The 13647-nt window shown below is 73.6% G+C and carries 3 protein-coding genes; 2 read left to right on the top strand and 1 reads right to left on the bottom strand.

Annotated features, from left to right (window positions below; translation table 11 throughout):
• Positions 1-8: 8 nt before the first annotated feature.
• Complete coding sequence (locus JOC24_RS16705) at positions 9-2816, bottom strand: helix-turn-helix transcriptional regulator (RefSeq protein ID WP_205021091.1); 2808 nt, start codon at positions 2814-2816, stop codon at positions 9-11.
• Between the two features lie 637 nt (positions 2817-3453).
• Between JOC24_RS16705 and JOC24_RS16700 the strand changes: the two genes are divergently transcribed.
• Together JOC24_RS16700 and JOC24_RS16695 are read left to right on the top strand one after the other, a co-directional pair.
• Positions 3454-8886 carry a type I polyketide synthase gene (locus tag JOC24_RS16700; protein WP_205021090.1) on the top strand — a complete coding sequence of 1811 codons (5433 nt, stop codon included), beginning with the start codon at positions 3454-3456 and terminating at the stop codon, positions 8884-8886.
• Positions 8886-13637, top strand: coding sequence for a type I polyketide synthase (locus tag JOC24_RS16695; protein WP_205021089.1), 4752 nt, complete (start codon positions 8886-8888; stop codon positions 13635-13637). The genes JOC24_RS16700 and JOC24_RS16695 overlap by 1 nt, the downstream gene beginning before the upstream one ends.
• Positions 13638-13647: the final 10 nt, after the last annotated feature.

Raw genomic sequence — 13647 nt, 5'->3', positions numbered from 1 at the left:
GGCGGAGGTCAGCCCGCCGAGGAGTGGGTGGTGGCCCAGCGGTCGGACAGCTTCGGGATGCGGTGCTCAAGCATCTTCGGCGGCAGTTCGGACCGGCTGGCCACGTGCAACTTGCGGTAGACCCTGGTGAGGTGCTGTTCCACCGTGCTGATCGTGACGTGCAGCCGGCCACTGATCTCGCGGTTGGTGTACCCCAGCGCGGCCAGGCCCGCGACCCGGCACTCCGCGTCGCTCAGGAAGGACGAGCCCTCCGCCTCGGACCCCTCGGACTGGCCGGGATCCTCCAGCAGATGTGCGTCGACCGGTGAGTCGACGCTGCACGCCTCCGCCTCACGGGCCGCTTGCCGGGCGACCAGCCGGGCGCGGGCGTACTCGCCCAGTTCGTAGTGAGCCGCGGACAGGTCGCCGTAGGCCTGAGCAAGGGTGTGCTGGTCGCCGCAAAGCTTGAGCAGATCGATCGCCTCACGCAGCAGTGAGGCCCGTCGATGCGCCTTGCTGGTGGCGGCCAGCATCCGTAACGCCATCGCCCGCGCGCGGGAACTGTGACCGCCGGGCAGCCCCAGCTGCTCCTCGGCGCACTCCCGGGCGGTGCGGGCCTTGCCGATCCGCAGATTGGCCAGGGCCAGGTCGGACCGCCAGGGGATGCCCTTCTGCAGGCTGGAGTTTCCCTGCCGCATCAGGCTGCTGCACGTCTCGAAGTCGTTCAGCGCGGCGAACGGCCGGTCGGTGACGAGGTAGTGGTGTCCCCGGGCCCGGAGGTACTGGATGCCGAAGACGGTGCCGAACATCGGCTCCGGGACGTCCCGTTTGAGCACCCGCTCGGCCTCGGCGTAGGCGCCCATTGCCGTGTGGGCGAAGATCGCGGTCGACAGCGGGAGCCCGGCGAGGACCCCCCAGCTTCTGTCGTGCAAGCTGCTCAGCGCCCTGTCGGCCCCCTCGGCGGCTGTCGTCATGTCTCCGCGCAGCAGCGCGATCTCCGCCCGTACGCTGCCGAGCAGCGCCTGCCACGTCGTCGCCCGGCGCTCGACCGCGGACTCCAGCAGCGCGTCGCAGGCTTCGGCGGCGACCGCGGGGCGGTCGGCATGGGCGATGGCGAGGAGCGCCATCGCCACCAGCTCCAGGTTGAGGTGGTCGAGTTTGCGGCCCTGCAGGGCCTGCGCCACGGCTGCGGCGGAGTCGTCCGTGGCGACGCCGCCGACCAGGACCGCCACCTGCGCGGCGAGTCCCCCGTTGCGGTCGGCGGGAGCCGGCCGGCGCGGGTCGGTACCGGCGCCCTGCGGGCTCCTGGCGGGCAGCGCGACGCCGTAGAACCACTGCCGTACGAACTCGACCTCGAGGAGGATCTGCGCGTCACCGGGGGAGCGCGCGGGCACCAGCGTGGCCACGGTCTCGGCGGCCAGTTCGGTGTCGCCCTGCCACAGCATGTGCCGCAGGACGGTCGCGGTGTCACGCATGCTCAGCTCGCCGTCCAGGGCGGGCCGGCGCAGCGGCTCCAGGTGGGCGCCCGCGGCCGCGGGGTTGACACGCCACTCCGCCCGGGCGAGGGCGGCCGACAGGGCGTTGCGCTCCTGCGGGTCGGTGCAGTCGCGCAGCAGCAGGTTCAGGTAACTGCTGCACAACTCCACGTCGTCCGCGGCCAGGGCCTGCTCGGCGGCGGCGCGCAGCACGCCCGGCGCCCACGGTCGCAGCACCCGGTCGGCGGCGCGCAGGTGCCGGGCCATGTCGCCTGCCGGCGCGCCGCAGCGGTACAGCAGGTCGGCGATGCGTTCGTGCAGCTCGGCACGCGCGGCGGCGTCCATGTCCTCGAGCACCGCGATCGCCGCGGTCGGTTGCCGGAAGGCGTGACCGTCGAGCAGTCCCACGGAGTTGAGGGCCTCGACGGCCTCCTGGAGACCGGCGGGACTTGTGTCGGCCAGCTCACCCAGCATGCCGAGGGAAGGCGGTGCGCCGAGGGCGGCGAGCGCCCGGATCACCCGTACGTGGCGTGGCTCGCCGCGGTGCACGAGCGAAAGCACCGCCTGGCGGTAGGCGGTGCCGGCGATGGGACGTTCCATATCGCGGCCGAAGCGGGTGCTGTCGTCCAGCAGGGCGTGCACCAGCAAGGGGTTGCCGGCCGTGGCCCGGTGGAAGGTGCGGCCCGCCCCGGCCGGCCGTGCGGCTGTCGACTGGGCGGCGATCAGTTCGCCGACGCCCCGCTCCGACAGGGGACCGAGACGGGCCCGGTGGTGCGGTCGGCGGATCAGCTCCGCGTGGGAGGCCGAGTGGCCCGTGCCGGGATGACCGGATGTGGTGCACACCACGAGGACGGGCCGGAAGCGGCTTCTGTCGAGCAGGTGGACGATGACGCCCAGCGAGGCCTCGTCCATGAGGTGGGCGTCGTCCACGGCCACCACCAGCGGGCGTTCGCCGTCCGCGAGCCGCAGAAGTGTCTCTGCCGTCCCCGGATCCGGATTCCCGAACTCCATGTCTACCCGGCGCTTGAAACTCCGGGGGAGGGTCTGCGTGCCTCTGCCCACCGGTCGAGCGGGGTCCGCCGGAACGGGCTGCACCCGGTCAGGCAGAACGGGCCGCACCTCACCGTTGCGCAGCAATTGCCGCAACAGACTCATCGGTCGGTCGCGCTCGGCCGGGTGTGCCGTGCCCTGGAGTATGCGTGCGCCCGATCGGCCCGGAGTGGCCAGGAATTCGTGCAGAAGCTGAGTCTTCCCGGAACCGGGGCCACCCGTGACTATCACGAACCGTCCGGATCTTCGAGTACTTTCGGTAAACGCTTCGTTAAGTATGTGTAATTCTTCGGAGCGGTCGAAAAGGCGCAAGGTGTTCCCCCTGTGTCCAGTAACGCTCGTGGATTCGCGCCCGCCTGGGGTGAATGCTGTTGCACGGGATCGGTCCGAGTCCCCGTCTCACCTGCATTTTTCCTGTTCGAGGGCTGTCACCGCAGTACTGAGGAGACAACTCGCGATGTGGTGGTCCAGCCCCCTGGGGCTGCCCTTGGTATAAGCACAGTGAAAATTAATGCCAGTCATTTGCGGCGCGATTCGATCGGTTCGGCAAGTCTTTCCGGAGGGAAGAAAAATAGCTACTCGATCAAACAAACAGCGAGGTTATAGGGCGTTGTCAACGTTGTCAACCAGGCCCTTCCGGAAGTTACTTCTCGCTCAGGATGCCGGTCCGAGGCGACTTTTCACGGTCAGTTGATTTACCGGGAAGTAAAGAAAGGAAGCGGGCCGCTGAACACGCGACCCGGGCACGTTTCCGTTCAGCGCTGCCCGTTCGGGCACACCGTACGCCCGCCTCCGAGCCGTCCCGGGCCCCCTGGGGGCCGTAGGGGTATCAAGCGCCGCCGCCCCCTACCTAGCCTCCGTCAACGGAGGGGGAAGCGGACCGGGATCCCGTCCGGAGACAGTCCGCAGGACCGAGGCCCACTTTCGATCCCGATCGGATGGCGCGCTGGTGAACAACGAAGAGCAGCTGCTCGACTACCTCAGGCGGACGACCGCGGATCTGCGGGAGGCACGACGCCGGCTGCGCGAGAACGAACAACGCGCACACGGCCCGGTGGCCATCGTCGGCATCGGCTGCCGTTACCCGGGCGGTGTCACCTCGCCCGAGGACCTGTGGAACCTGGTGGCGACGGGAACCGACGCCGTGTCGGACTTCCCCGGCGACCGCGGCTGGGACGTGGACGCCCTGTACGACCCCGACCCGGACCGGCCCGGTACGACCTACGCACGCACCGGCGGCTTCCTGTACGACGCCCCCGACTTCGACTACGACTTCTTCGGCATCAGCCCCCGTGAGGCCCTTGCCATGGACCCGCAGCAACGCCTGCTGCTGGAGACCTCGTTCGAGGCGTTCGAGCGGGCCGGCATCGTCCCGGCCTCCCTGCGCGGCAGCCGCACAGGCGTGTTCGCCGGCGTGATGTACAACGACTACGCCACCCGGCTCGACACCGTCCCCGACGACCTCGACGGCTACCTCGCCAACGGCAGCGCCGCGAGCATCGCCTCCGGGCGCATCGCCTACACCTTCGGCCTGGAGGGCCCGGTCGTCACCGTCGACACCGCCTGCTCCTCCTCGCTGGTCGCCCTGCACTGGGCGGTGCGCGCGCTGCAGGCAGGCGAGTGCTCCCTCGCGCTGGCGGGCGGGGTCACCGTGATGTCCACCCCGGAGACGTTCGTCGACTTCAGCAGGCAGCGCGGTCTCGCCGCCGACGGCCGATGCAAGGCCTTCTCCACCGCCGCGGACGGCACCGGCTGGGGCGAGGGTGCCGGCATGCTGCTCGTGGAACGCCTGGCCGACGCACGGCGCAACGGCCACCCCGTGCTCGCCGTGGTGCGTGGCAGCGCCGTCAACTCCGACGGCGCCAGCAGCCGGCTGACCGCGCCCAACGGCCCCTCCCAGCAACGGGTCATCCGCCAGGCGCTGGCCGGCGCGGGCCTCACCGCCGCCGACGTCGACGTGGTGGAGGCGCACGGCACCGGGACCTCGCTCGGCGACCCGATCGAAGCACAGGCGCTGCTGGCCACCTACGGCCGGGAACACCCCGCCGACAGACCGCTGCTGCTCGGCTCCGTCAAGTCCAACCTCGGCCACACCCAGGCCGCCGCGGGCGTCGCCGGGGTCGTCAAGATGGTCATGGCCATGCGCCACGGTGAGGTGCCGCCCACCCTCCACGTCGACGCCCCCACGGACCAGGTCGACTGGGACGCGGGAGCCGTCGAACTCGCCCTGGAACGGAGCCCCTGGCCCGACACCGGCGGACCGCGCCGTGCGGCCGTCTCCTCCTTCGGCATCAGCGGCACCAACGCCCACGTGGTGCTGGAGCAGGCCCCCCTCGAAGAGGAAGCGGCCGCCCCCGACGCGGCGGCGACACCGGCCGCCACGATGGCAGGACCCCGTGCGGCCACCCCCGTGCCCTGGATCGTCACCGGCCGCAGCCCCGAGGCCCTCGCCGGCCAGATCGACCGCCTGCGCGAGCACCTCACCGGACGCGACGACGTCGCTCCGGCGGACGTAGCCCTCTCGCTCGCCACCACCCGCACCCACTTCGAGTACCGAGCCGTCGCCGTCGGCAGCGACGCCGGCGCACTGCTGGACGCCCTGGCGGCCGCCAACCCGCTCACCCCGGTCGGCGGCAGGACGGCTTTCCTGTTCACCGGGCAGGGTGCCCAGCGCCCCGGCATGGGCCGCGAACTGCACCGCGCGCACCCCGTCTACGCCGAGACGTTCGACGCGGTGTGCGCCCTCGCCGACCCCCATCTGGAGCACCCGCTCGGCGAGGTGATCGACGGCGATCCCGCGCTGCTGACCCGTACGGACTACGCACAGATCGCGATCTTCGCCCTCGAGGTGGCCATGTACCGGCTGCTGGAGTCGTGGGGCGCGGTGCCGGACTACCTGGCCGGTCACTCCGTCGGCGAACTCGCCGCCGCCCACGTCGCCGGAGTGCTCTCCCTGCCGGACGCGGTCTCCCTCGTCCTCGCCCGTGGCCGCCTGATGGCGGCGCTCCCGGCCGGTGGCGCCATGGCCGCGCTGCGGGCGACCGAGGAGGAAGTCGCGCCCCACCTCGACGAGCTGGTCGGCCTCGCCGCCGTCAACGGCCCCCGATCCGTGGTGGTGTCAGGAACCGAGGCGGCCGTCGACGCACTCGCCGCCCGCTTCGAGGGCGGTAAGCGGCTCTCGGTCTCCCACGCTTTCCACTCGCCGCTGATGGACCCGATGCTGGAAGCCTTCGCCGAGGCCGCCGCGCGGTGCGACTACCAGGAGCCCCGCATCCCGGTCGTCTCCACCCTCACCGGCGTCCTCGCCGGACCCGGCGAGCTCTCCACCCCCGGCCACTGGGTCGACCACGTCCGCCGCCCCGTACGTTTCGCCCCCGCCCTCACCACTCTGCACGACCTGGGCGTACGGGCGTTCCTCGAGGTCGGCCCGGACGCGGCGCTCACCGCGCTGGCCGCCGAGTGCCTCCCCCCGGACAGCGTGTGCGTGCCCGTCATGCGCCGTGACGGTGACGAGACGCACGACTTCGTCAGCTCGGTGGCCCGGCTGCACGCAGCCGGGGGACCCGTCGACTGGGAGGCGTTCCACGCCCCGCACCATGCCCGGCGCACCGACCTGCCCACCTACGCCTTCCGGCGGACCCGCCTGTGGCTCGAGGCGGCCGCGGGCGGCACCGGCGACGCCGACGGGCTCGGACAGCAGAGCACCGGCCATCCGCTGCTGACCGCCGCGACCGAACTGCCCGACACCCAGGGCGCGGTCCTCACGGGACGGCTGTCCCTGTCCTCCCACCCCTGGCTCGGCGACCACGCCGTCCACGGCACCGTCCTGCTGCCCGGCACCGCCTTCGTCGAGATGGCGCTGCGGGCCGCTGCACAGACCGGCTGCGACAACGTCGGGGAACTCACCCTGCACGCCCCCCTCACCCTGCCCGAACAAGGCTCCGTGGCCGTACAGGTCGCCGTCGACGCTGAACGGGACGGCCGCCGCGAACTGACCGTCTGGTCACGCCGCACCGACACCCCCGACACCCCGTGGACCCGCAACGCCGGTGGCGTCCTGACCACCGCGCCCCCGGACGGGGAACCGCACGCCGACCCCGCCGCCTGGCCTCCCGCCGGTGCGGAACCCGTGGACCTGGAAGGGCTCTACACGCGACTGGCCCGCACCGGATACGGCTACGGAGAGGTCTTCCAGGGCCTGCGCGCCATGTGGCGCCGGGGCGACGAGCTGTACGCCGAGGCCGCCCTTCCCGACGGAGCACGCACCACCGCCGGCGCCTTCGGTCTCCACCCGGCCCTGCTGGACGCCGCCCTGCACGTCAACCTGCTGGACCTGACCGGCGGACAGGCCGTGCTGCCGTTCGCCTGGAGCGGCGTCACCCTGCACCGGGCCGGTACCGACCGCCTGCGTCTGCGCCTGTCCCCGGCGGGCAACGACGCCGTACGCCTCGACCTGGCCGACGGGGACGGCGCACCCGTCGCCACCGTCCGCGGCCTCGTGGCCCGTCCGGTCACAGCCGAGCAGCTCTCCGCGGACGCCGACGACCCCCTGTACCGGGTCGACCTCGTCCCGGCCCCCGGCGCCGCGCGACCGGACCTGTCCGACCTGGCCGTGTGCGGTGCCGACGCAGGCCTCGACGCACCCCGGTACCGCGACCTCGCCGCACTGGCGGACGCCGGCGACGTGCCCGGCACGGTCGTCCTGGCCGTGGCCGCCGACCCCGAAACCGGCGTCGGCCTGCCGGAGCGGACACGCGACCTGGTGGGCACCACCCTGGACACCCTGCGGCTCTGGCTCGACGACGAACACTTCACCGGCCGCCGGCTCGCCGTGCTGCTGAGGGGCGACCACCTGGCGCACGCCCCGCTGTTCGGGCTGGTGCGCGCCGCGGCGGCCGAGAACCCCGGGCGCTTCCTGCTGATCGGCACCGACGGCAGCGCCGCCGCGGACACGGCCCTCGCCACGGCGCTGGCCTCCGGCGAGCCGGAGACCGCGGTGCGCGACGGCGAGGTGCGCGTCCCGCGCCTGGCCCGCGCCAAGCCCGGCGGCCCCCACGTCTGGGACCCGGACGGCACGGTCCTGGTCACCGGCGGCACCGGCGGCCTGGGCGCCCTGATCGCCCGTCACCTGGTCACCGAGCACGGCGTGAGGCGTCTGCTGCTGGTCGGCCGGCGCGGCGCGGACGCCCCCGGCGCGACCGACCTCAGGGACGAACTCGCCACGCTCGGCGCCGAGGTCACCCTCGCCCGGTGCGACGTCGCGGACCGCGCCGACCTCGCCGCGCTGCTCGGACGGCACCCGGTCCGCGCCGTGGTGCACGCCGCCGGTGTCGTCGACAACGGCGTCCTGGCCACCCTCGACGCGGACCGTGTCGAACGGGTCCTGCGGCCCAAGGTGGACGCCGCCTGGCACCTGCACGACCTGACCCGGGAGTCGGACCTGTCCGCGTTCGTCCTGCTGTCCTCCACCGCGGGCCTGCTCGTCGGCGGCGGCCAGGCCAACTACGCGGCGGCCAACACCTTCCTCGACGGTCTCGCCGCACACCGCCGCTCGCTCGGACTGCCCGCCGTCTCCCTGGCCTACGGCCTTTGGGCATCGGGCGGCGGCATGAGCGCCGGCATCGAGGCGGCCGACCTGGAGCGGCTGCGCCGTCTCGGCCTGCCGCCCCTGGCCCCCGCCCAGGGACTGCGCATGTTCGACGCCGCCCTCGGCGCCGAGGACGCCCTCGTGGTCCCCGTCCGGCTGGACGGCGCCGCTGTACGGGCCCGGCCCGACGGCGTACCCGCGCTGCTGCGCGGACTCGTCCGCCCCGCGGCACGCGAGGCCGGGGCCGGGAACGCCGAGGGCATCTCGTCCGCCTCCTGGCGCGAGCGGCTCGCCGGCCTGCCCGACACCGAACGCGACCGCGCCCTGCTGGATCTGGTCCGCACCCATGTCGCCGGCGTGCTCGGGCACCCCTCACCGCAGTCGGTGGACCCCGGACGCGCCTTCCAGGAGATGGGCTTCGACTCGCTCGCCGCCGTCGAACTGCGCAACCTCCTCGCGGGCGCCACCGGGCTCACCCTCCCGGCCACGCTCGTCTTCGACCAGCCCTCGCCCCGCACACTCGCCGCCCACCTCAAGACCGAACTGGTCCCGGGACCAGCCGACCTCGCCCGGACCGCCCTGGCCGACGTGGACCGGCTGGAGGCCGTGCTGCTCGGCCTGCCCGACGAGGACGGCAGCCACACCCGCGTCACCGCACGCCTCGAAGCCCTCCTGCGCGGCTGGCAGGACGCCCGCGGCGGCGGCGACGCCGCGCCCCCGCCGGCGCAGGACTTCGGTGAGGCCAGCGACGCGGAACTCTTCGCGACGATCGACAACGAACTGGGAGCCCTGTGATGGAAGACCCGGCAACGGCCGAAAAGCTCCGCGACTACCTGAAGCGGGCCACGACCGAGCTGGAGCGCAGCCGGCGCCGCGTGAGGGAACTGGAGGAGCAGGACCACGAGCCCGTCGCCATCATCGGTATGGGCTGCCGCTACCCCGGAGGGATACGCACCCCCGAGGACCTGTGGCGCATCGTCGACGAAGGCGTCGACGTCGTCTCCGACTTCCCCACCGACCGCGGCTGGGACGTCGACGCCCTCTACGACCCCGAGCCCGGGGCCCCCGGCAAGACCTACGTGCGCCACGGCGGATTCCTCCACGACGCCGCCGAGTGCGACCCCGCCTTCTTCGGCATCAGCCCCAAGGACGCGCCCGGCACGGACCCCCAGCAGCGCATGCTGCTGGAGGTCACCTGGGAGGCCTTCGAACGTGCCGGCATCGACCCCACGGCCGTGAAGGGCACGCAGACCGGTGTCTTCGTCGGTCTGATGCACCACGACTACCTCGGCGGCACCATCTCCGGCAGCATCGTCTCCGGCCGGATCGCCTACACCCTTGGACTCGAGGGCCCGGCGGTCACCATGGACACCGCCTGCTCCTCCTCCCTGGTCGCCCTCCACTCGGCGATCCAGTCGCTGCGCAAGGGGGAGTGTTCCCTCGCCCTGGCGGGCGGGGCCGCCCTCATGGCCAGCCCCGAGATGTTCGTCGAGTTCAGCGAGCGCCGCGCCCTCTCGCCCGACGGCCGCTGCCACTCCTTCTCCGACGACGCCGCCGGCGCCGCCTGGGCCGAGGGCGCGGGCATGCTCCTCGTCGAGCGGCTGTCCGACGCCCGCCGCAACGGCCACAGGGTGCTCGCCGTCGTGCGCGGCAGCGCCGTCAACCAGGACGGTGCCTCCAACGGCCTGACCGCGCCCAGCGGACCGGCCCAGGTCCGTGTCATCCAGCAGGCGCTCGCCGACGCCCAACTGGCCCCGCACCACATCGACGCGGTGGAGGCCCACGGCACCGGCACCACCCTCGGTGACCCCATCGAGGCCCAGGCCGTCATCGCCGCGTACGGGCAGGACCGCCCCGAGGGCCTGCCGCTGTGGCTGGGCTCCATCAAGTCCAACATGGGCCACGCCCAGGCCGCCGCCGGAGTGGGCGCCGTCATCAAGATGGTCATGGCGATGCGCCACGGCACCCTCCCCAGGACCCTGCACGTCGGCACGCCCACCACCGCCGTCGACTGGAGCGCGGGCGACGTCGAACTGCTCACCGAGCCCCGTCCCTGGGGCGGCGACGGCCGACCGCGCCGCGCCGGCATCTCGTCGTTCGGCATCTCCGGGACCAACGCGCACACCGTCCTGGAGGAGGCCCCGCCCACGGGGGCCGACGAGAGTAACCCCCACCGCACCGAGCTGCCCGTCGTGCCGTGGCTGCTCTCCGGCAAGGGCGCCGACGCCGTACGGCGGCAGGCGGAACGGCTGCTGGCTGCCGCAGGCGACCTCGACCCGTACGACGTCGGACACTCGCTGGCCACCACCCGCTCCCTGTTCACCCACCGCGCCGCCGTCACCGGACGCGACCGTGACGAACTGCTGGCCGCCCTGCGTGAGGTCGCCGACGGCACCCGGGCGCCCGTCGTGGCCCCCGAACCCGGCCGCCTCGCCGTGCTGTTCTCCGGCCAGGGCTCCCAGCGCCCCGGCATGGGCCGCACCCTGCACGCCGCCTTCCCGGTGTTCGCCGCGGCCTTCGACGACATCTGCGCCGCCTTCGACGAGCACCTCGACAGGCCGCTGCGCGACGTCATGTTCGACGAGGACGCCGACGGCGCCGACGCGCCGCTGCACCGCACCGCCTACACCCAGGCGGCGCTGTTCACCTTCGAGACCGCCCTCTACCGGCTGCTGGAGCACTGGGGCGTCCGCCCCGACCTGCTCGCCGGACACTCCATCGGCGAGATCGTCGCCGCGCACGTCGCCGGAGTCCTGGACCTGAAGGACGCGGTCACCCTGGTCGCCGCCCGGGGCCGCCTCATGCAGGACCTGCCGGCCGGCGGCGCGATGGTGTCCCTGCGCGCCACCGAGGCCGAGGTCCTCGCGCTCCTCACCGACGGCGTCGACATCGCCGCCGTCAACGGCGCACGCTCCGTCGTGGTCTCCGGTGACGAGGCGGCCGTCCTCGCCGTCGCGGCCCATGCCGAGAAGAGCACCCGGCTGAAGGTGTCGCACGCCTTCCACTCGCACCGCATGGACCCCATGCTGGAGCCCTTCCGCGAGGTACTGGCCGGCCTCACCTTCCGCGAGCCCGCGCTCCCGGTCGTCTCCAACGTCACCGGCCGGATCGCCGACGACCTGACCGACCCCGACTACTGGGTACGGCACGTCCGCGAGGCCGTCCGCTTCCACGACGGTGCCACCACGCTCGCCGCCGAGGGCGCCACCCGCTTCCTGGAGATCGGCCCGGACTCGGTGCTCAGCACCATGGCGCAGGACGTGGTCCCCGACGCCATCGGCACCCAGCGGCGCGACCGTGCCGAGGACACCGCCCTCGTCGACGCCCTCTGCCGACTCCACCTCACCGGCACCGGCCCCGACTGGCGGACGGTCTTCACCGGCGGCCGCACCGTCGACCTGCCCACCTACCCGTTCCGGCGGGACCGGCACTGGGAGGACGCCCCCATCCTGCAGGCCGAGCGCCAGGCCGCCTCCGGCGGCGACGCAGGTGACCCGTTCTGGGACCTGGTGCGCGAGCAGGACGTGAGTGCCGTCGCCGCCACCCTCGGTCTCGACGACGAGAGTTCCGTCGCCGCCGTCGTACCGGCCCTCGCCACCTGGCACGGCCGGCGACAGGCGCACGCCGCGGCGGACGGGCTCCGCCACCGCGTCACCTGGGCACCGCTGGCGCCTCCCGCCACCCCGGCGCTCGGCGGGACCTGGCTGGCCGTCGTCCCCGCGTCCACCGCCGACGACCCGTGGACCCGCGCGGTGACGGAGGGCCTGGCAGGCAACGGGCTGGACGTCGACATCCTGACTGTGCCGGACACCGCCGACCGTGCCGCACTTGCCGACGCGCTCACCGGCCGGACCTCGACCGACGGCATCCTGTTCCTGCCCGCCCCGGCGACGCCGCCGGCCGCCCTCGCCGCACTCGTCCAGGCACTCGGTGACACCGGCGCCGCCGCCCCGCTGTGGTGCGCCACCCGGGACGCCGTCGCCCACGGAGCCGGCGCCACCGTCACCGGCTTCGCCCAGGCCGCACTGTGGGGCCTCGGCCGGGTCGCCGCCCTGGAGCACCCCGACCGGTGGGGCGGCCTCGTCGACCTGCCCGCCGAGGCCGGTCCGCGGACCGTGGCCCGCCTGGCCGCGCTTCTCGGCGACGCCGGCGGCGAGGACCAGGTCGTGATCCGTGAGTCCGGCGCCCACGGACGCCGGCTGGAGCACGCCCCCGCACGCGCGGGCGCCCCCTGGAAGCCGTCCGGCACCGTGCTGGTCACCGGCGCCACCGGCGCGGTGGGTGCCGTCGTCGCCCGTCGGCTCGCCGCCGAGGGCGCCGAACACCTGCTGCTCACCTCCCGCCGGGGCGCCGACGCCCCCGGCGCCGACGACCTGGTCCGTGAACTCACCGCCACCGGTACCGGCGTCACCCTGACCGCATGCGACGTGAGCGACCGGTCCGCACTGGCCGGCCTGCTGGACTCCGTACCGGCACGGCACCCCCTGACGGCCGTCGTGCACCTGGCCGGCGCCCTCGACGACGGCGTCCTGGACTCCCTGGACGCCGACCGGTTCGCCCGCGTCCTCGGACCCAAGGCGGACGCGGCCCTCCACCTGCACGAACTGACCGCCGGGCTCGACCTGTCGGCGTTCGTGCTGTTCTCCTCCCTGACCGCCACCGTCGGCGGCGCCGGCCAGGCCAACTACGCCGCCGCCAACGCCTACCTGGACGCCCTGGCCGAGCACCGTCACGCGGCGGGTCTGCCCGCCACCTCCGTGGCCTGGGGCCCCTGGGGCGGCGACGGCATGGCGGCCCACGGCGCGGTACGCGCCTCGGCCCGGGCGATGGGCATGTCCCTGCTCGACCCGGACACCGCCCTCACCGCGCTGCGCCGCGCCCTGGACGGCGGTGACACCACCGTCACCGTCGCCGACGTCGACTGGTCGGTGTTCGCCCCCGCGTTCACCTCGACCCGTCCCAGCCCGCTGCTGTCCGCCCTGCCCGAGGCCCGCCGCACCACGAGCGGCCCGGACGGCGCGAACCCGGCCGACGGTTTCGCGGAGAAGCTCGCGGGACTCACCGGAGGGGAACGCGAGCGCGCCCTGTACGACCTGGTCTGCGGCCAGGCCGCCGCCGTCCTCGGATACGGCGACGCCGGAGCGGTCGAACCGACCACCGCGTTCCGCGACCTCGGCTTCGACTCGCTCACCTCGGTCGACCTGCGCAACCGGATCAGTGGCGCCGCCGGAGTGCCGCTGCCGGCCACGCTCATCTTCGACTACGCCACCCCCGCCGCCCTCGCCAAGTACCTGGGCACCGAACTCGCCGGCGCGGACACCTCCGTGGACGCCGTGGTCGCCGAGCTCGAACGGGTCGCCGCCCGGCTCGGCGACCTCACCGCCGAGGACCTGGAGCAGAGCAGGGTCACCACCCGGCTGCAGACCCTGCTCAAGGACCTGGACAAGACCCTCGGCCAGGACGCGGCAGCCGTCACCGGCCGTCTCGAAGAGGCCTCCGCCGACGACGTCTTCGCGTTCATCGACAAAGAACTCGGCTCGGCGTGACCCGGCACTC

It is taken from the genome of Streptomyces sp. HB132 (assembly GCF_016909575.1).
Lineage (GTDB): Bacteria > Actinomycetota > Actinomycetes > Streptomycetales > Streptomycetaceae > Streptomyces.
The sequence above is the reverse complement of the archived record's forward strand: the minus strand, read 5'-3'. Positions and strand labels throughout refer to the sequence as shown.